17 protein-coding genes are annotated in these 19,792 nt (G+C 74.5%); 12 read left to right on the forward strand and 5 right to left on the reverse strand.

The features are described 5' to 3' along the window. Positions 1-5: 5 nt before the first annotated feature. The 5 genes from QOL15_RS08220 to QOL15_RS08240 all read left to right on the forward strand — a co-directional run bounded on the left by QOL15_RS08220 (position 6) and on the right by QOL15_RS08240 (position 6,033). Positions 6-986: a glycosyltransferase family 9 protein gene (locus QOL15_RS08220; protein ID WP_071247146.1), complete on the forward strand. Its 981-nt coding sequence runs from the start codon at positions 6-8 to the stop codon at positions 984-986. Between the two features lie 38 nt (positions 987-1,024). Next, the gene (locus tag QOL15_RS08225) at positions 1,025-1,381 is read left to right on the forward strand and encodes a PRC-barrel domain-containing protein (protein WP_065963667.1); all 357 of its coding nucleotides are present in this window, start codon (positions 1,025-1,027) and stop codon (positions 1,379-1,381) included. 78 nt (positions 1,382-1,459) lie between these two features. Then, positions 1,460-2,560 carry an SGNH/GDSL hydrolase family protein gene (locus QOL15_RS08230; RefSeq protein ID WP_071247145.1) on the forward strand — a complete coding sequence of 367 codons (1,101 nt, stop codon included), beginning with the start codon at positions 1,460-1,462 and terminating at the stop codon, positions 2,558-2,560. Between the two features lie 57 nt (positions 2,561-2,617). Continuing rightward, positions 2,618-3,073, forward strand: coding sequence for an NUDIX domain-containing protein (locus tag QOL15_RS08235; RefSeq protein WP_065963670.1), 456 nt, complete (start codon positions 2,618-2,620; stop codon positions 3,071-3,073). A gap of 698 nt (positions 3,074-3,771) precedes the next feature. Then, complete coding sequence (locus tag QOL15_RS08240; RefSeq protein ID WP_071247144.1) at positions 3,772-6,033, forward strand: collagen binding domain-containing protein; 2,262 nt, start codon at positions 3,772-3,774, stop codon at positions 6,031-6,033. Between the two features lie 547 nt (positions 6,034-6,580). Here the strand turns inward: QOL15_RS08240 and QOL15_RS08245 are convergent. Together QOL15_RS08245 and QOL15_RS08250 are read right to left on the reverse strand one after the other, a co-directional pair. Beyond that, positions 6,581-7,981, reverse strand: a complete 1,401-nt coding sequence (locus tag QOL15_RS08245) for an MFS transporter (protein ID WP_139197469.1) — start codon at positions 7,979-7,981, stop codon at positions 6,581-6,583. A gap of 238 nt (positions 7,982-8,219) precedes the next feature. Beyond that, positions 8,220-9,170, reverse strand: a complete 951-nt coding sequence (locus QOL15_RS08250) for a hypothetical protein (protein ID WP_071247141.1) — start codon at positions 9,168-9,170, stop codon at positions 8,220-8,222. Between the two features lie 120 nt (positions 9,171-9,290). On the opposite strand from QOL15_RS08250, the gene QOL15_RS08255 reads away from it, so the two are divergent. Further along, a complete protein-coding gene (locus QOL15_RS08255; protein WP_065963679.1) occupies positions 9,291-9,548 on the forward strand; it encodes a hypothetical protein in 258 nt (85 codons plus the stop codon). An 88-nt stretch (positions 9,549-9,636) separates the two neighbouring features. Here the strand turns inward: QOL15_RS08255 and QOL15_RS08260 are convergent, their stop codons facing one another. Together QOL15_RS08260 and QOL15_RS08265 are read right to left on the reverse strand one after the other, a co-directional pair. Beyond that, a complete protein-coding gene (locus QOL15_RS08260; protein WP_071247139.1) occupies positions 9,637-10,380 on the reverse strand; it encodes a membrane protein insertase YidC in 744 nt (247 codons plus the stop codon). 52 nt (positions 10,381-10,432) lie between these two features. Continuing rightward, positions 10,433-10,723 carry a hypothetical protein gene (locus tag QOL15_RS08265; protein ID WP_065963684.1) on the reverse strand — a complete coding sequence of 97 codons (291 nt, stop codon included), beginning with the start codon at positions 10,721-10,723 and terminating at the stop codon, positions 10,433-10,435. A gap of 67 nt (positions 10,724-10,790) precedes the next feature. Between QOL15_RS08265 and ybaK the strand changes: the two genes are divergently transcribed. From ybaK to QOL15_RS08280, 3 genes are all read left to right on the forward strand, one after another. Further along, positions 10,791-11,276, forward strand: a complete 486-nt coding sequence (gene ybaK, locus QOL15_RS08270) for a Cys-tRNA(Pro) deacylase (protein ID WP_065962293.1) — start codon at positions 10,791-10,793, stop codon at positions 11,274-11,276. A gap of 96 nt (positions 11,277-11,372) precedes the next feature. Then, positions 11,373-13,970, forward strand: coding sequence for an ATP-dependent Clp protease ATP-binding subunit (locus QOL15_RS08275; protein WP_071247138.1), 2,598 nt, complete (start codon positions 11,373-11,375; stop codon positions 13,968-13,970). A gap of 724 nt (positions 13,971-14,694) precedes the next feature. Further along, a complete protein-coding gene (locus tag QOL15_RS08280; protein ID WP_071247136.1) occupies positions 14,695-14,931 on the forward strand; it encodes a hypothetical protein in 237 nt (78 codons plus the stop codon). A 236-nt stretch (positions 14,932-15,167) separates the two neighbouring features. Here QOL15_RS08280 and QOL15_RS08285 read toward each other — a convergent pair whose 3' ends face one another. Then, positions 15,168-16,325 (reverse strand): glycoside hydrolase family 6 protein, encoded by a 1,158-nt coding sequence (locus QOL15_RS08285; RefSeq protein ID WP_083393973.1) that lies wholly within the window; start codon positions 16,323-16,325, stop codon positions 15,168-15,170. A 149-nt stretch (positions 16,326-16,474) separates the two neighbouring features. Between QOL15_RS08285 and QOL15_RS08290 the strand changes: the two genes are divergently transcribed. Genes QOL15_RS08290 through QOL15_RS08300 form a run of 3 tightly spaced genes read left to right on the forward strand, consistent with a single transcriptional unit; the run spans position 16,475 to position 19,787 of the window. Then, positions 16,475-17,017 carry an adenine phosphoribosyltransferase gene (locus QOL15_RS08290; RefSeq protein ID WP_065962287.1) on the forward strand — a complete coding sequence of 181 codons (543 nt, stop codon included), beginning with the start codon at positions 16,475-16,477 and terminating at the stop codon, positions 17,015-17,017. Positions 17,018-17,070: 53 nt separating this feature from the next. Next, positions 17,071-19,092, forward strand: a complete 2,022-nt coding sequence (gene thrS, locus QOL15_RS08295; RefSeq protein ID WP_175473834.1) for a threonine--tRNA ligase — start codon at positions 17,071-17,073, stop codon at positions 19,090-19,092. Next, on the forward strand, positions 19,092-19,787 hold the full coding sequence (locus QOL15_RS08300; protein WP_083230224.1) for an HIT domain-containing protein: 696 nt from the start codon (positions 19,092-19,094) through the stop codon (positions 19,785-19,787). Before thrS ends, QOL15_RS08300 begins: the two co-directional genes overlap by 1 nt. Positions 19,788-19,792 lie beyond the last annotated feature (5 nt).

The following is a 19,792-nucleotide window of genomic DNA, read 5'->3' on the forward strand; positions in this document are numbered from 1 at the left end:
CCGGGGTGACCGCCGTCCCCACGCTGCCCCCGTCCGACGGGCGCCCGGACCTCCTGGTCCTGCGCGCCATCAAGCTCGGCGACGCCCTCGTCGCCGTCCCCGCGCTGCACGCCCTCCGCCGGGCCTTCCCGGGCCACCGCATCACCCTCGCGACCACCGCCTGGCTCGCCCCGGTCGTCGAGCTGCTCCCCGTCGACGTGCACCTCGCCCAGCACGGGCTCGACCACGCGATCGGCGCGCCGCACGGTGCGGTCGACGTGGCGGTCAACCTGCACGGCGTCGGCCCGGGGTCGTCCGACCTCGTCGCCGCGCTCGGTGCGCGCCGGGTGATCGGCCACGCCGACCCCGCCCACGGGTACGACGGCCCGGAGTGGCCGGACGACGTCCACGAGCGCGAGCGCTGGGCACGCCTGGTCACCTGGCACGGCATCCCCGCCGACCCGGACGACGTCGCGATCGCCCGCCCCGAGACCCCCTCGGTCGCGCTCGGCGCGGCCGTCGTGCACGTGGGTGCCTTCCACGGGGCCCGGCACTGGCCCACCGACCGGTTCGCGGCCGTCGCGCGCGGGCTGCGGGAGCGCGGACACGACGTGGTCCTGACGGGAGGCGCGGACGACGTCGACCGCGCGGCGGCCGTCGCGCAGGGGGCCGGTCTGGCGCCGGAGGCGGTGCTGGCCGGCGTGCTCGACCTGCAGCCGTTCGCGGCCGTGATCGCCGATGCGGCGGTCGTCGTCACGGTCGACACCGGCGCGGCGCACCTCGCGTCCGCCTACGGCGTCCCGTCGGTCGTGGTGTTCGGTCCGGCGCCGCCCGAGGCCTGGGGCCCGCCGGCGTCCGGTCCGCACGTCGTCCTCACCGACGCGTCGGTGCGCCGTGGCGACGTGTTCGCCGAGGACCCGGACCCGGCGCTCCTCGCGGTGGGCGTCGACGACGTGCTCGCCGCGGTCGACTCGCTGCCCGTGACCGTCCGCAGCAGCGCTCGGTAGCGTCGAGGACGACCTGTCCTGCTCGAAGGGAGCACCCCGTGTTCGAAGCTGCTGACGTCCGCGACTGGATCGGCCTCGCCGTCGTCGACGACACCGAGGACAAGATCGGCACCCTCGAGAGCATCTACTACGACACCGCCACGTCGGAGCCGGCCTTCGGCTCCGTGACCACCGGCCTCGTCGGCTTCCAGAAGCTCCTGTTCGTGCCGCTCGTCGGCGCCACCGTCGCGCCGAAGCACCTGCGCGTCGCGTTCCCGAAGAAGCTCGTCAAGGACGCGCCGTCGATCCCGACCGACGGCGAGCTCGAGGCGACGACCGAGCCGGTGCTGTACGAGCACTACGGCCTGCAGTACCAGACCGGCAGCGGCGGCGAGCGGCGCCTGGGACGGCGCTGACCGCGGCGGGCGGGTCGGACCGGTAGCCTGGTCCGTCCCGCCCGCGCCCCCGCGCGGCGGTGTCGTCCGTCCCGTCCCGTGGAGGTCCCCCTGCTGCGTTCCCGGATCCCGCGCGCCCTGGCCACGGCGCTGGCCGTCGTCCTCGTCGCCGTGTGCGGGGTCGCCGTGGGCAGCGGGACCGGTGCCGGCGGCGTGCTCGGGGTCCCGTCCGCTGCTGCCGCGCCGATGTGGCCGGTGCCGGCCCCGTTCCCGACGACCGACCCGCCGACCGACACCCTCGCGGGTCTCCCGCCGGGCAGCGAGTACGTCGCGCTCGGCGACTCGTACTCCGCCGGCTACGGTCTGCCGGACCCGACCGGGTTGCCGACAGCGGTGTGCGGGCAGTCCGCGCGGGACTACCCGCACCGGATCGCGGCGCGGTACGGCCTCGTGCTGCACGACGTGACGTGCGGCGGAGCGACGAGCCGCGACGTCCTGTCCGGCTACCAGTTCAAGGGCGTGCCGCCGCAGATCCGCGCGCTGTCCGACCGGACGCGGCTCGTCACCCTGTCGATCGGGGGCAACGACGCCGGGCTGTTCAGCACCGCGGCCTCGTGCCTGGCGCTCGCACCGGACGGCCCGGTGTTCTCCGGGCGGGACGCACCGTCGTGCCGGAGCCAGCTCGTGCGCGGCGGTGTCGACGAACTCGGCGACACGATCCGGTCCGACGTCTCGCTCGGCATCGCCGACACCCTCGCGCGCGTCCGTGCAGCGGCGCCGAACGCGGTCGTCGTCCTCGTCGGGTACCCGGCGATCTTCCCCGACGCCGAGCACACGCCGAAGGGCGGTTGCTTCCGGCCGACCCTCGACCTCGGCACGTTGGCGGGGCGCTTCCCGACCGACACGTACCCGTTCACCGACACCGACGTGCGGTACCTGCACGGCGTCCAGGCCGACCTCGACGAGGTCTCGGCCACGGCGGCCCGCGCCGCGGGGGTGTCCTACGTCGACGCGTTCACGAGCACCCAGGCGCGGACCGCGTGCGCGACGAGCCGTGCGTACGTCGAGGGGGTGACGTTGGAGGGCAGCCGGAACCTCAGCCGCATCGACCTCGTCGCCGGGTCACTGCACCCGAACGAGCGCGGCGTCGCGTACCTGACCCGGCGGGTGGCCGCCGAGCTGCAGACCCTCGCCGGCTGATCCCGACCGTGGCAGCGCCGGCGCGCGGGCCCCGTCCCGTCGGGCTAGCCTCGGGCCGTGGTCACCAGCGCCGGACTCCTGCTGCACCGCGGATCCGTCGCGGGCGGTGACGCGGAGGTGTTCCTCGCGCACATGGGCGGCCCGTTCTGGCGCTCCCGCCCGCGCGCCTGGTCGATCCCGAAGGGCCTCGTCGAGGCGGGGGAGGACCCGCTCGACACCGCGCGGCGCGAGTTCGCCGAGGAGATCGGCGTCCCGCCACCGACGGGCACCGTGGTCGACCTCGGCGAGGTCCGGCAGGCGTCGGGCAAGCGCGTGCACGTGTTCGCCGTCCGTGCGGAGGACTTCGGCGTCGACGTCGTCCGGAGCAACACCGTGCGCCTCGAACTCCCGCGGGGGTCGGGCCGCTTCGTCGAGGTCCCGGAGGTGGACGACGCCCGGTGGGTGCCGCTCGCCGCGGCGCGGGACCTGCTCGTCGCGGGACAGGTCCCCGTGCTCGACCGCCTGCCGGGCTGACGGCCCGGAGCCCGCGGTCCGCCGCGCTCCCGCACGACCAGAGGCAGCTCGCGCCACGTCGTTCCGTGGCGCGACGTGCTTCCGTTTGTGTGCAGCCACCGCCTGTCGAGCGCCGCCCGGCGTGCGCAAGGCGCGACCGCCGCGCAACCACCCACCGGCCTGGAGGCGCAGCTCCAGTCCGCCCCGCGCCTCCCGTCCGGCGGTGCCGCGGTTCACCGCGCTCCCGCACAACCAGAGGCACGTCGCGCCACGTGGTTCCGTGGCGCAACGTGCCTCCCGTTGTGCGCAGCCACCCCGCGTCGAGCGCCGCCCGGCGGGCGCAGCGCGCCGGCGCACCGCGCGCGACCACCCGCCGGCCGGGAGGCGCAGTACCAGCCCGCCCCGCGCCTCCTGTCCGTCGGTTCCGCGGTTCACCTCGCCTCCGCACAACGGGGAGCACGTCGCGCCACGTCGTTCCGTGGCGCGACCTGCCTCCCGTTGTGCGCAGCCACCGCGCGTCCAGCGCCGCCCGGCGTGCGCAACGCGCCCGCGCACCGGGCGCGACGACCCACCGGCCGGGAGGCGCGGCACCAGCGCGCCCCGCGCCTCCCGGCCGACGGACCCGCCACGGGTTCCGTCGAGGCAGGCACGGACATGCTCTCGCTCATCGGATAACCTGAGGACTCGTCAAGGATCCGGCGCGGGACAGGGGAACACTCATGCGCCGACTGCGCACGATCACGGCCGGCGCGACCGGCGTCGTCCTCGGACTGGGCCTCGTGCTCGCGGGGGCGACCACAGCGACCGCCGCGACCGAGGGGCACTGGGGTGTCTTCACCGCCACGGGGAAGGCGGGCGCCTACACCGGTGAGGTGGCCCTGCCCGGCTTCCCGACGACCACCTGGACGTCGACCTCGCGCCAGGCACAGGTCATCGGCGGCACGACGACGGGTCAGGGCCCGTCCACGCCGCCCGGCGCGGTCTACGGGGACAGCAGGGGCAACTCGTACCTCAACCTCCGTCCGGCCGCCGACCGCCCCGACGCGTCGGGTGCAGCCAGGACGACCTACACCTTCGCGGGAGGCACGCCCGGTGCGGGCGGGTGGTCGTTCGTGCTCGGGGACATCGACGCCGACCAGGCGACGATCGCGGCGACCCTTGCCGACGGCAGCCCCGCCTCCGTCGCACAGCTCGGGTACCAGGGGTCGTACAACTCGTGCTCGACCGTCTCGCCCGGCGGGTGGAGCTGCCCGAGGGACCCGGGCGGTGTGCCCGCCGGGCAGGACGTGCCGACCTGGGACGCCGCGACCGGTGTCCTGCGAGGCAACGCGGGTGCGGTCGACACGGCGGGGGCGAGCGCGTGGTTCACGCCGACGGCCTCCCTCGCGACGCTGACGATCGCGTTCCAGCAGCGCAGCGGCGCTCCCGTGTACCAGACCTGGTTCGCGAACCGCACCTCGTCCCTCTCCGGCACCGCGACCCTCGACGGGGCGGCCCTCCCGGACGCCCTGGTGACGGTGACCGCACCGAACGGTTCGGTCGTCACGACCACGACCGACGCGCAGGGGCGCTGGTCCGTCCCGGCGCTGACACAGGCCGACGGCTACCGGGTCTCGGTCGCGACCCCGGACAACGCGACCGTGCAGACCGCCCCCGGCCCGGTGTCCCTCCGCGCCGACGTGACGGGCGCCGACACCGCCTTCGTCACGCCGCCCGGCACCGTCGCGGTGGACGGCACCGTGGTGGACACCGCGGGCACCCCGGTCGCCGACGTCCCGGTGGTCGTCAGGGACGCGACGGACGGCACGGTCCTCGCCGAGGTCACCACCGACGGTGACGGCGCCTGGACCGCCGTCGGTCTCCCCGCGGGGTCCGCCATCGTGGCGGGCGTCGTCGGCGGCACCCCGGTCGCGGCCACGACCGGTGCGGACGGCGCGCCGACCGTCGTCCTGGCGCCCATCGTCGTGCAGGCACCGCTCGCCACGATCAGCGGGCGGGTCACCCTCGACGGTGCAGCGCCGAGTGCATCGACGGTCGAACTCGTGCAGGCCGGGAGGGTGGTCGCGACCACCACCACGGCGCCCGACGGCTCCTACGACTTCCGCGTCCTTCCCGGGACCTACACCGTCCGCACCACCGAGCCCGTGGTCGGTGCGACGGGCAGCACCGAGGTCACGGTCACGGCGACCGGCTCCGGTACGGCGACCGCGGACTTCCCGTTCGCCACGCCCGTCCCGTCGACCACCTCACAGGCGGGGTCCGTGAGCTACCGCGGCGGCGCTCCGGTGGCCGGAGCGACCGTGACGGCCCGACCGGTCGAGGCCGGTTCGGGCACCGTCGTCGTCGTGACGACCGCAGCCGACGGGTCGTACGACCTCACGGGTCTCACCCCGCTGACCGACTACCGCCTGACCGTGACCGGTGCCGAGACCACGTCGGTCACGACGGGTGCGACGGGAGCTGCGACCGCCCGGGTCGACTTCGCCCTCCCGCTGCCGACGGTCGAGCAACCCGGAACGGTCACGGACGCGGACGGACGGCCCGCCGCCGGCGTCCCCGTCGTCGCGACGCCCACCGCGGGTGACCCGGTGTCCACGACGACCGCGACGGACGGTACCTTCACGCTCCCCGGTCTGCAGCCGGCGACCGAGTACGACGTCGCGGCCGGCACCGGAGCGACGGCGGGTGCCGCGCAGCGGGTCACCACGGCGGCCGTGGGTGCCACGCCGGTGCCGCTGGCGCTGCGCCTGCGCGCCGCCGCCGTCACGCCGGGCCCGGTGACGCCCGCTCCGACACCGGGTGTCGGCCCGACGGCCCCGAGCGGCGTCGGGAGCGCGACTCCCCGCGGGCCGCTCGCGTTCACCGGCGCGGAGGTCGCCCCGACGGCGATCGCCGCGGGTGCTCTGGTCCTGATCGGTGCGGCCGTCCTCACGGCGCGCGCCGCCCGGACGCGACGGCGGGTGGGCGCCGAGCGCGGCTGAGCGCGGCGAGGTTCGCGCGGAGCCGCGGGCCCGCCGACCCGGAGGCGCGGCGCTCGCCCGCCCCGCGCCTCCCGTCCGGCGGTCTCGCGGGTCACCGCGCTCCCGCACAACCAGGAGCACGTCGCGCCACGTGGTTTCGTGGCGCGACGTGCCGACGGTTGTGCGCGGCGCCGCGCGTCCACCCCGCCGGACGGGAGGCGCGGCACCAGGCCGCCCCGCGCCTTCCGTCCGGCGTTCCCCCGGTTCACCGCGCTCCTGCGCACAACGGAAGGCACGTCGCGCCACGTGGTTCCGTGGCGCGACGTGCCTTCCGTTGTGCGCAGGGCACCGCGGCCGCGGCCGCCCGTCGGTCTGGAGGCGCAGCGCCAGCCCGCCCCGCGCCTCCCGTCCGGCGGTTCCGCGGTCCACCGCGCTCCCGCACAACCAGGAGCACGTCGCGCCACGTGGTTCCGTGGCGCGACGTGCTTCTGGTTGTGCGCAGACAGCTCGCACCACGCGGCACGCGCGCAGCGCAGCAGCGGGCGCAGCAGCGCAGCCTCGCCGCCCCTCAGCCCCGGTGCGTCCGCACCGACCCGGTCGCCGTCCGCACCGACCCCGTCGCCGTCCGCACCGTCCCCGTGACCACGCCGATCGACCCGGTGAGCGTCTGGATCGCCCGTCCGACCACCGGCACCGACGTCGTGACGACCGCGAGCGACGAGGTGATGGCCTCGATCGACGACGTCGACAGGTGCTCCTGCGTGTGCGAGTGCACCGGGAACCCGCGCCGCGCGAGGAGCACGACGCCGAGCGACCCGACGAGCACGACCGCACCGGCGAGCGGCATCCACTGCAGCCCGACGGCCCCGAGCGCCTGTCCGCCGACGGCCGCGCCCCCGGCGATCCCGATGTTCGACGCACCGTTGACGAGCGCGCCGGCGATGTCGGGGGAGACGCCCCCGGTCCGGATCGCCGCGGCCATGAAGAGGGTGCCCGTGGTGCCGTTGGCGGCCATCCACACGCCGGCGACGACCATGGTCCCGACGAGGGAGCCGTGCACGAACGGCAGCAGGGCGAAGGCGACGACCATCACGGCGATCGCGGCGAGCAGGGTCTGCCGGGGCGCACGGTCGACGAACATGCCCGCGAGCCAGAGCCCGACGATCCCGGTGCCACCGAGCACGAGCAGCGCGCCGCTCACCATCCCGGAGTCGAGTCCGGCGTCGATCGCGTACGGGCCGATGTACGTGTAGACGACGTAGTGGCCGCCGAAGAGCAGCAGGTCGGCCACGACGACCGACAGCAGGCCGGTGCGTGCCCATGCGCGCGGCGAACCGATGTGGGGCGACGCAGCACCGCGGACGGCGGGCAGGAACGCTGCGGCGACGACCGCGAGCCCGGCTGCCGCGACGGCCACACCGCCGACGGCGGGACGCCAGCCGACGCTCTGCGCCACCCAGGTCGCGAGCGGGACGCCGAGGACGAAGCCGAGCGAGCTGCCGGAGTACACGAAGGCGATCGCGCGGCCGGCCAGGCGCGGCGGGACGATCCGGGTCGCGTAGGCCGAGGCCACCGAGAAGAACAGCGCGTGCGCGACGCCGCCGACGACCCGGCCGGCGCACACGACCGCGAACGAGGGTGCGGTCGCGACGAGCACGTTCGACACCGCGTACCCGACGAGCGTCGCGACGAGCACGGCCTTGCGGGGGAGCCGGGCGGTGAGCGAGGTGAGCGGGAGCGCGAGCAGCGCCACCGCGGCGGCGTACACGGTCACGACGATGCCCATGGTCGACTCGCCGACGCCGAGGTCGCGGCTCATGGTCCCGAGCAGCCCGACCGGCATGAGCTCGGTGGTGATCGCGAAGAACGTCGCGAGACCGAGCACGGCGATGCCGACGACGGACTGGGTGGTGACGGTGATCGGCCGCGTGTTCGTCGACACGGCCGAGGTGGTGGTGTTGGTGGACACGCTGCTGACCTCCTCCGGGGCACGGCGGAGCACGCGTCTGACCGGACCGTCGTGACGGCGGTGCGAGGTGCGCGCTCGCGGTGGGTGTGGACCGGGTCGAGTGACCCGGGATGGTTGTGGACGACTCCACGGCGAGTGCGCTCATCCAGTGTTGCACGCTGCATCCGGATTGCGCGAGGGGCGGAGCCGAGAAAGTCCTAGGAGCGCTCCAACGCAGTGCTGGAGCGGGCATTCCCGATCAGTTCTCGTTCGTCACCGTGCCCTGGACGGCGCCGCCGCGCAGCGTCACCGTGAGGGTCCCGCTGGTCGACTGCGCCGAGAGCGACACCGACCCGTGCAGGGCGTCCTCCCGCGGGTAGCAGGCCGTCGTCGACGCCAGGCGGTTCGCGGTGGCGACCAGGCAGATTGCCGACCGGTCCGTCCCGACGCCGGCCCACACGTTCCAGGGCGTCTCGAACGCGCTGCCGTCGAGCGCACGGTTGGTGAACACCAGGCGGGTGGTCCGCAGGCTGACCGGCGCCTCGACCGGCCCCGGCAGCTGGTCCGCGTAGGTCTGCGGGATGTCGAGCAGCTCCTCGAGCGTCACCGCACCGGGCGTCGGGGTGGTCTGGGGCGCCGACACCGTCTGTTCGTGCGCGGTCCCGACGACCGTGCCGGCACCGAACGCCACGACCGCGGTCACGGCCGCGCCGAGCACGATCCAGATCCGTGGTCGCGTCGTGCGGACCGCCTCGCGGACCCGGGTCACCAGGCCGCGACGACCGCCGTCGCGGTCGGACGGGAGGCCCGACCCACCGCCGCCTCGTCCGTCGCCGCCGTCAGCGGGTGCGTCCACGACACGGGTCGGCTCGCCGGGTCCGCGCACGCCCGGCGGTCCGTCGGGGCGTGCGCGGGCGGACCCCGTCACGTCGTGGTCGTGGTCGTGGTCGACCGGCTCCGCCCCGGCTGCGTCCGTCCCGGGGAGGTGGGTCGACGACACCGCGGCGGGTGTGCCGCTCGACGGTCCGGGTCCGGGTCCGTCGGCCGACGGCGCGGAGTCGGGGTGCACGCTGCCCGCACGGCCATCGTCGGACGGCACGAGCGCTGCCAGGGCGACCCGGGCGCGCGCGGCCTCGTCGGGAGGCGTCGCAGGGCCCCAGGCGAGGGCCTCGAGCCGTGCTCGTTCCCGTGCCACGTCGTCGTCGACCATCAGCGCTCCCGGTCCGGACGCACCGGACCCGCCCATGCTCCCACCGGGACGACCCGCGTGCCCGTTCCCCGGGGCCCACCGTCCGACCGCTGTCCAGTGGGCGACGGGTAGACGGGTGCCATGACCGCAGACACCGGACCCGACACCACCACCACGGGCGACGCCGAGCGCCACGACGCCGTCCGCCACGACGCCGACCCGGAGACCCTCGAGGCCCTCAGCCACGACACCCAGTCCGGCGAGGCCGACTACGTCGCGACGAGCCCCGGCGGCAGCGGCACCGAGCGCCACGTCCCGACCGCCGACGAGGAGCAGGGGCGCGGCACCGAGTACGACCCGGTCGACCAGGGCCCGCAGCAGGAGGGCCAGGGCGGCTGACCCGACGCACCGGACCGGGTCGGTCGACGGGACCGACCCGGCCGTCGCGACCGGCGCGACCGCTGCGGGCGCGCGTGTCGACTCGGCGCTACCGGATCACCCGACGGAGCGCCGCCCGCTCGCCGTAGGTCCACACCGCGCTCGTGACGACGTACAGCGTCGCCGCGAGCGGTGCGATCCCCGCGAACACGACCGACACGAAGGGCACCCACCGGGCGACGGCCGTGGCGACCCCGCTGCCCGGAGCCTCCGCCCCGTCGGCCACCGGCGCCACCGGGTTCCAGCGCAGGTTCGCCCGGCGGCTGGCCTCGACCACGAGCGCGAGGAGCACGAGCAGCAGCACGACGACCCAGGCGTGGGTCCACAGCGGGGACGTCAGCACCACCACGAGGGACCGCCCGAGCGGGATGCCGACGAGCGTCGCCTCGAGCAGCGTGTTCGTCACGCCGCCGATCGTCCCGTGGCTGAACAGCGTGTACACGAGCGACAGGACCGGAGCCTGCGCGAGCACGGGCAGGCACCCGGCGAGCGGCGAGACCCGCTCCGAGGTGTACAGCTCCTGCACGGCACGCTGCAGACGCTGTGCGTCGCGGCCGTGTCGACGTCGGAGCTCGGCCAGTCGCGGGGCGAGTCGCCGGCGGTCGCGTTCGGCCCGGACCTGGACGACGGCGAGCGGCACGAGCACGAGGCGCACGGCCAGGGTGAGCGCGACGACGGCGAGCGCCGAGGCGGCGTCCCCGACGAACGGGGAGAGGCCCTCGGCGAGGGCGGTGAGCAGGTCGGCGCCGCCGTGCAGCAGCATGCCGACGACGGGCAGGGTGGTGGGGTCCATGACGTTCCGTTCGGTGGAGGGACGGGCAGGCGTGACCCGACCACCGCGGTGGTCAGGCCGGCGTGCACACTCCCGGTGCCCGGGCGCGGACGTGTCCGTCGGCGTCCGGGTGACTCCACGCGATCCGTGTCGGCAGGTCGTCGTCGCGGTCGCCCCGCTGCGGGTGCAGGGGGGCGAGGTCGAACCCGAACGCGACCGCGAGCAGGTGCGCCACGAGCACGGCGACCGCGACGGCCGTCACCCCGAGGACGGCGACCACGGCGACGAGCGGCGCGGGGCCGATCGAGGGGTCGCCGAGCACCAGCGCGGCGACGATGCGCAGCAGGGGCTCGATCACGGTCATGGTGGGTTCAGGCTAGCGCCCCGCGTGGCTCGGTCGGCGGGCGGGTCCGGGCGGGCAGGATCGGACCATGACCGCAGGATCGCCGAGCACCCCAGCGACCCTCGCCCTCGAACGGGCAGGGATCCCGTTCACGCCGCACGTGTACGAACACCACGAGACGGCGACGAACTTCGGCGAGGAGGCTGCCGCCGCGCTCGGCCTCCGCGAGGAGCAGGTCTTCAAGACCCTCGTCGTCTCGGTCGACGGGCAGCTCGCCGTCGCCGTGGTCCCGGTCGCGAACCGTCTCGACCTCAAGGCCGTCGCGGCGGTGCTCGGCGGCAAGAAGGCGTCCCTCGCGCTGCCCGCCCTCGCCGAGAAGCGCACCGGGTACGTCGTCGGCGGGATCAGCCCCGTCGGGCAGAAGACGCCCCTGCGCACGGTCGTCGACGCGTCGGCTGCGGACTACCCGAGCATCTTCGTCTCGGGCGGCCGTCGCGGGTTCGACATCGAGCTCACCCCGGCCGACCTCGTCCGGGCCACGGACGCCCGTACTGCCCGGATCGCCCGGACTTGAGTCGCCCCGGCGCAAGTTCTTCCCTCTCCCGGGAATGAGCCGACCCCTCCTGCGTTGCACTGAGTCGAAGGCACTCACGTTCCCCAGGAGGTCCCGTTGCCAGAGACGTTCGGCCCGACCGGCGGCGACGCGTTCGACGCGTTCCTCGCCCGCCTGCTCGCGGCCCAGCAGCCCGGCGGCCAGCGGTCGGTACCGCTCGGTCGACCGGTCGACATCACGCGGCTGCTCAGCCGCCGCACCCACGGTCTGCTCCAGCAGGCCGCGGAGTACGCCGTCGCCCAGGGCCAGCACGAGGTGGACGCACTCCACGTCCTGCACGTGCTCGTCCGGACCGACCCCTTCGGCGCCGTCCTGCAGCACGCCGGCGTCGACCCGGAGCGCTTCGCCGCCGAGGTCGAGCAGCGCCTGCCGATGGCCCGCGAGTCCCAGGACGCGGCTCCCGGGCGTCCGGGGCTGACCGCGACCGCGCAGCGGATCCTGCTCGAGGCCGCCCAGGCCGCGCGTGGCTTCGGCAGCACCTACACCGACCCCGAGCACGTCTTCTTCGCGCTCGTCACCGACCACGACACCGTGACCGGTCAGCTCCTCGCGAGCGCCGGGGTCACGCCGCAGGTCCTGCAGTCGTACGCACAGCAGGCGGCCGAGGCCGCACGAGAGGGGCGCCCGATGCCCGGCACCACCGAGTCCGACCAGCAGACCGACCAGCAGCAGTCCGACACCCCGACGCTCGACCGGTTCGGGACCGACCTGACCGAGCGCGCGCGGCAGGGCCGCATCGACCCGGTGATCGGCCGCGCCGCCGAGATCGAGCAGACCGTCGAGGTCCTGCTCCGTCGCACCAAGAACAACCCCGTGCTGATCGGGCAGCCCGGCGTCGGCAAGACCGCGATCGTCGAGGGCCTCGCGCAGCGCATCGCCGACGGCGACGTCCCCGGCCTGCTGCGCGGCAAGCGCGTGGTCGCCCTCGACCTCGCCGCCATGCTCTCCGGCACCCGCTACCGCGGCGACTTCGAGGAGCGCCTCACGACGGCCATGGACGAGGTCGCGGCGCACGCCGACGAGCTCGTCCTGTTCGTCGACGAACTGCACACCGTGGTCGGCGCGGGCGGTGGAGGCGAGGGCGGCTCGATGGACGCCGGCAACATCCTCAAGCCCCGCCTGGCCCGTGGCGACCTGCACCTCGTCGGTGCGACGACCCTCGCCGAGTACCGCCGCATCGAGAAGGACGCAGCCCTCGAACGGCGCTTCCAGCCCGTGACCGTCGGCGAGCCGAGCGTCGAGGACGCCGTCGCGATCCTCACCGGCCTCGCCCCGCGCTACGCCGAGCACCACGACGTCGAGTACACGCCGGAGGCCCTGCGTGCCGCGGTCGAGCTGTCGCACCGCTACGTCACCGACCGGCACCTGCCCGACAAGGCCATCGACCTCGTCGACCAGGCGGGCGCACGCCGTCGGCTCGCCCTGTCGGGCGACGACGACGTCGCGGCCCTGCGCGAGCAGCTCGCCGCGCTCACGGCGGCCAAGGACGCCGCGGTCGCCGAGGAACGCTACGAGGACGCGTCGCGCCTGCGCGACGAGGTGGACGGACTGGAGGCGCGGATCACCGCCGCCTCGCAGGGTGACGTCAGCCGCGCCTCCCGTCCGGCAGCCGGTGACCGCACGATCACGGAGGCCGACGTCGCCGAGGTGGTGTCCCGCGCCACCGGCATCCCGGCGACGCGCCTGACACAGGGCGACCGGTCCCGGCTCGCCGCGCTCGAGGACGACCTGCACGAGCGGGTGGTCGGCCAGGACGACGCCGTGCGCGCCGTCGCCACCGCGGTCCGGCGCAGCCGGACCGGCATGGGCGACCCGCGCCGTCCGGTCGGGAGCTTCCTGTTCCTCGGCCCGACCGGTGTCGGCAAGACCGAGCTCGCGAAGGCCCTGGCCGCGTCGCTGTTCGGCGACGAGTCGGCGATGCTCCGCTTCGACATGAGCGAGTACGGCGAGCGTCACACGGTGTCGCGGCTCGTCGGTGCCCCTCCCGGGTACGTCGGGTACGACGAGGCCGGCCAGCTGACCGAGCGCGTCCGGCGGAACCCGTACTCGGTGATCCTGCTCGACGAGGTCGAGAAGGCCCACCCGGACGTCTTCAACCTGCTCCTGCAGGTGCTCGACGACGGGCGGCTCACCGACGGGCAGGGCCGCACGGTGGACTTCCGGAACACCGTCGTCGTGATGACGTCGAACATCGGGTCGGAGTTCCTCGCGTCGCGGTCCGGCGCGCTCGGGTTCTCGGCGGCCGGTGCCGACGGGTACGCCGAGGAGGACCTCCGCGCCCGGGTGATGGGCAAGCTGCGCGAGGCGATGCGGCCGGAGTTCATCAACCGCATCGACGACGTCGTGCTCTTCCGCAAGCTCGAGCCCGGACAGCTCCGCTCGATCGTGTCGCTGCTGCTGCACGAGACCGGCCTCCGCCTGCTCGCACAGGGCATGACGATGACGGTCACCGACGCGGCCGCCGACTGGCTCGCCGAGCACGGGTACGAGCCCGAGTACGGTGCCCGACCGCTCCGCCGCCTCGTGCAGCGCGAGGTGGACGACCGCATCGCGACCCTGGTGGTCGACGGCGCCGTCGCGGAGGGCGACATCGTCCTGGTCGACGTCGAGGACGGCGCGCTCACGGCGCGGGTCGCGGAGCACGCCACGCGGTAGGTGACGGCGCGCCCGGACCCCGGTCCGTGCACGATCGCAACGACCCCGGTACCACCTCGGTACCGGGGTCGTCCCGTGTGCGCAGGAATGCATTCCGAGATTCTTCGAGGAAAGGGTTGCGCATGCATTCCCGGTGTGGATAGTGTTCACGAGCACACCGCGTCAGCACGAGACCGAGAGGGGGGCTGACCATGATGATCACCGCGATGACTCCGTTCCGTGGATTCCGTGGAGCCAGCTGGACCCCGCTCCGGGTCCGCTGACCGCGAGCGTCCCGCACCGCTCGACACCTGCCGTTCCGGCACGTCTGCACTGAGGTCCGCCCTCCGGGGGTGACCTGCCAGGCGTCGCCGGGCCCTGCCCATCCGCACCCGTGACCGCCGACCGTGTCGGCGTGGTCGCGACGGTGTCGGCTGCGCCCGGCGGGGGTACCCGTGCCGGTGCGGCGCTCGTCCAGCGGCATTCCACCACACCGCTCCCGTTCCGATCCGGAACCGTTGCGGAATGCACCGTCCGTGCATTGTTCCGACATTCCCGTCCGCATTCCCGGACGTGGTGTCGTGCCCGTTCTCCGGGCTTGTCGGACTGTCCTCCCGACGGGTTCTTCCGTGGCGCCGGTCGACCGGGTCCTCGTGATGCCCGACCGCCGGGCGTCCGCGCCGGCGCTCCGCCGCACCCTCCGTACCGCCCGTTCTCGGGCACCACTCCCTGAAGGGGAACCACCGTGTCGTCGAAGACCACGTCCACCCGTCCGCCCGACACCGCTGCAGCCGTGCGGCGCGTGTCCCTGGCCGACCGCATCGCCCTGCGCGTCGGCATGTCGCTCATCATCTGGAGTCGTCGGACCCGCCGCGTGCGGCCGTCCGTCGACCACGCGACCCGGCAGCGCCTGGAGCGCGAGCGGCGCGAGCGCGAGCTCGACCTGCTCGTCCGCGGCGCCGCGATGCGCATGTGGCGCTGACCGGCCCGGTCGCCCGACGCCGGGGGCGCTCCGCTGCCGGACCATCTGCACAACGGGGAGCACCTCGCGCCACGCATCGCCGTGGCGCGAGGTGCTCCCCGTTGTGCGACGCGCACCCGAGCCGCTCGGGCCGGGTGCCGAGCGGCGCTCGCGCGCCCGGCGAGCCCGCGGCGGTGCGCCGCCCACGCGGCGGGCGGTGGGGGCGCAGGGAGGTGGGGCGCGCCTCCCGGCCGGCGTCAGCCCGCGCGGTTCGCGACCAGCGCGACCGCGTACGACGCGAACCAGGTGCCCGCCGCCGGGCCGCCGTTGCAGGTGCCGTCGCTCAGGCCCGGGGTCTTGACCCACAGCAGGGCGTCGAGCCCGGTCGTCCCGTTCGCCACGCGCGGGGTCTGCCCGAGCCCGGCGCCGGGCGGGTTGCACCACGTGCCGAGCCAGCCCCGGCCGTTCCGCGACACGTCGACGACGTAGCGGGAGCCACCGGTCAGCGCGCTGAGGCGCTCGGCGTAGGCCTGCTCGCCCTCGAGGGCGTAGAAGTTCGACACGTTCGTGAAGAACCCGCGCGCGCGGTCGATGCCGGCGCGCTGCAGCAGGTCGGCCTGCACGGCGGGCTTGTTCCAGTTCTCGTTGCCGCCGTCGAGGTAGGCGGGCACCCCGGCCGCGGCGAACGCGTCGACCGCGGCCGCGAGGAGTGCCGGGCGCGTGGCGTCCTCCGAGCGGCAGGTCGGCAGGTGCGAGAGCGAGTCCGGCTCGACGAGCACCACCGCCCGGTGCCCGCGGAGCATCCCGGCGATGCGCTCGTTCCACGCGGTGTAGTCGACGGCGGTCAGGCCCCCGGCCGAGAACCCGCCGCAGTCGCGGTTCGGCACCGCGTAGGTGACGAAGACGGGGGTGGTGCCGGACGCCTCGGCGGCGGCGAGGTTGCGCGCGACGACGCGGTCGAGCAGGTCGCCCCGGAGCCAGTCGCCGAGCCAGGTCGCGACCGGCTGCGCGGCGATCGTGCGGGCGGCGGCGGCCTCGGTCGTGCGGCCCTCGGCGGCGAGCCGGGTGGCGGCGACCCCGGCCTGCGCGTCGGGTTGCAGCGTCGGGCCGCCCGCGAAGACCTCGACGGGGGGAGCGGTGCGGAGTGTGCCCGGCGTGACCGGGGGTCGGGCGACGGCGGTCGTGCTCGCGGTGGTGCTGGTCGACCCGCGGGGGACCACGGCGGACGTGCGCGCGGCGGTGCTCCCGCTCGGTGCGGCGATCGCCGGTGCGCCGGTGAGCACGACCGCCCCGGTCAGGAGGGCCGCGGCGGTGACGACGGCTGCCCGGCGCCCGGCCCTGCCCGGGGTCGTCGTCCTGGTCGTCGTCCCGTGGGAGCCGGCCCTGCCCGGGATGGTGGTCCTGTGGTGGTGCACGGTTCCTCCCGACCGGGCGTGTGCCCTGCGCACGCGGTCCCGGTGCCGACCATGGGAACTCCTGCTCCCGTGCCGGGTCGAGCACCAGAAGGAGGGGGTTGACGGCTCCGCGGCGGCGTGGTGCGGGCACGGTCGACTACCGTTGTGCGGTGACCGAAACCGCTGCTGCCCTCGTCGAACGACTCACCGCGATCGTCCCGGACTTCCCGAAGCCGGGGATCCTGTTCCGCGACGTGACGCCGGTCTTCTCCGACCCGGTCGCCTTCGGCCGCGTCTGCGAGGCCCTCGCCGCCCCGTTCGCGATCGGTGCCGGGTTCTCGGCCGTCGCGGGCATCGAGGCACGCGGGTTCGCCCTGGCCGGCGGGATCGCCGCGCAGCACCAGGTCGGCGTCCTGACCGTCCGCAAGGCCGGCAAGCTCCCCGGCGAGGTGCTCAGTGAGCAGTACGCGCTCGAGTACGGCGAGGCCGAACTCGAGCTCCGCCCCGGGCAGCTGCCCCAGGGCACCCGGGTGCTCGTCGTCGACGACGTCCTCGCCACGGGTGGGACCGGTGCGGCGACGATCACGCTGCTCGAGCGCGCCGGGTACGAGGCGATCGGGTTCGCGTCGCTGCTCGAGCTCGACGGGCTGGCGGGTCGGGAGCGCCTGGAGCCGCGCCTGCCCGTGACCACGCTCGGACGCGTCCCCGCCTGAGGCCGCGCACTAGTCTTGACCCACCCCTGATCCAACCGAGGAGCACCACGATCGTGACCGAGTCAGTCGCACCCGCGCCCGCAGACCTTCCCCAGGCACCCGAGCCCCGCACCGCGACGACGACCACGACGGGCACCGAGCTCTTCGCCGGCGTCCGCGGCGTGGTGGCGATCCGCGTCGACGGCGTGCTCAAGGACCTCGCCGCCGACGTGCAGGCGGGCGAGACCGCCGAGCCGGTGACGCTCGACGAGCAGGACGGCCTCGACATCCTCCGCCACTCGGCCGCGCACGTGCTCGCGCAGGCCGTGCAGCAGATCAACCCCGACGCGAAGCTCGGCATCGGCCCGCCCGTCACCGACGGCTACTACTACGACTTCGACGTCGCCGAGCCGTTCACCCCGGACGACCTCAAGGCGATCGAGAAGGGCATGGACCGCATCGTCAAGCAGGCTCAGCGCTTCCGGCGCAAGGTCGTCACGGACGACGAGGCCCGCGAGCTCATGACTGGGGAGCCGTACAAGCAGGAGCTCATCGGGCTCAAGGGCGCCGCTGCCGAGGGTGACTCGGGCGAGAGCGTCGAGGTCGGCGCCGGCGAGCTGACCGTGTACGAGAACGTCGACCCGAAGACCGGCGAGGTCGTCTGGCAGGACCTCTGCCGCGGGCCGCACGTCCCGCACACCCGCTGGATCGGCAACGCCTCGAAGCTCATGCGCGTCGCCGCGGCGTACTGGCGCGGCTCCGAGAAGAACCCGCAGCTGCAGCGCGTCTACGGCACCGCCTGGCCGGACAAGGACCAGCTCAAGGCGTACCTCGTGCGCCTCGAGGAGGCCGCCAAGCGCGACCACCGCAAGCTCGGCGCCGAGCTCGACCTGTTCTCGTTCCCCGACGAGATCGGCTCCGGGCTGGCGATCTTCCACCCGAAGGGCGGCATCATCCGCCGCGAGATGGAGGACTACTCGCGCCGTCGGCACGAGCAGGAGGGCTACTCCTTCGTCTACACGCCGCACATCACCAAGGGCGACCTGTTCGAGCAGTCCGGGCACCTCGGCTGGTACAAGGACGGCATGTTCCCGGCCATGCACATGGACGAGGCGCGCGACGAGGACGGCAACGTCACCCGGCAGGGCGCGGACTACTACCTCAAGCCGATGAACTGCCCGATGCACATCCTGGCGTACCGCTCGCAGGCCCGGTCGTACCGGGACCTGCCGCTGCGGATGTTCGAGTTCGGCACCGTGTACCGCAACGAGAAGTCCGGCGTCATCCACGGCCTGACGCGCGTCCGCGGCATGACCCAGGACGACGCCCACATCTTCACCACCCAGGAGAAGATGAAGGAGGAGCTGACCACGACCCTCGAGTTCGTGCTCTCGCTGCTCCGCGACTACGGCCTCGACGACTTCTACCTCGAGCTGTCCACGAAGGACCCCGAGAAGTACGTCGGCGACGACGACGTCTGGGACATCGCGACGAACACCCTGCGCGAGGTCGCCGAGGAGTCCGGGCTCGAGCTCGTCCCGGACCCCGCGGGTGCCGCGTTCTACGGCCCGAAGATCTCCGTCCAGGCGCGCGACGCCATCGGCCGCACCTGGCAGATGTCCACCGTGCAGCTCGACTTCAACCTGCCCGAGCGCTTCGAGCTCGAGTACACGGCGCCGGACGGCTCCCGGAAGCGCCCGGTGATGATCCACCGCGCCCTGTTCGGCTCGATCGAGCGGTTCTTCGGCGTCCTGACCGAGCACTACGCGGGCGCCTTCCCGGCCTGGCTGTCGCCGGTCCAGGTCGTCGCGATCCCGGTCGCCGCCGAGTACGGCGACTACCTCGACGAGGTCGTCGCGAAGCTCCGCGCGCACGGGGTCCGTGCCGAGGTCGACCACTCGGACGACCGCATGCAGAAGAAGATCCGCACGCACACCAAGGCGAAGGTGCCGTTCCAGCTCATCGCCGGTGGCGACGACCGCGACGCCGGGGCGGTCTCGTTCCGGTTCCGCGACGGCCGCCAGGACAACGGCGTGCCCGTCGACGAGGCGGTCGAGCGCATCACCACCGCGATCCGCGACCGCGCGCGGGTCTGATGGTCGCCGAGCAGCCGGGAGGCTCGCCCGAGGTCCCCGGGACCGGTCACGTCGTCGACGCGGCCGGCGCCGGGGCCGCGGCTGCGCCCGGCGCGACGGACGCGGTCCGCCCCGGGGCCGCCGGCACCGGGTCCGCGGACGACCCGCTGGTCATCCGTGACGCCGCCACCGGCGCCGCGGTGCCGGACGCCTTCCAGCGCCTCTGGAACCCGCACCGGATGGCGTACATCGACGCCGGTCGCGAGGGCAAGGGGCGCGGGCACGAGGACGACTGCCCGTTCTGCGAGGCACCGGGGAAGTCCGACGAGGACGGCCTGATCGTCGCCCGCGGCGAGCACGCGTACGTGCTGCTCAACCTCTTCCCGTACAACAACGGCCACCTGCTGGTCTGCCCCTACCGCCACGTCCCGCTCTACGACGAGGCGACCCCCGACGAGCTCCGCGAGATGGGCGAGCTGACCCAGACCGCGATGCGCGTCCTCCGCGAGGTCTCGCACTGCGACGGCTTCAACATCGGCATGAACCAGGGCGAGGTCGCCGGCGCCGGTGTGGCCGCGCACCTGCACCAGCACGTCGTGCCGCGGTGGGCCTCGGACGCGAACTTCTTCCCGATCATCGCCCGCACGAAGTCGATGTCCCAGCTGTTGGGGGACACCCGCCGTCTCGTCGCGGAGGGCTGGCCCGCTGCGGACTAGACTGT

The sequence above is a fragment of the Curtobacterium sp. MCBA15_012 genome (assembly GCF_001864935.2).
GTDB lineage: Bacteria > Actinomycetota > Actinomycetes > Actinomycetales > Microbacteriaceae > Curtobacterium.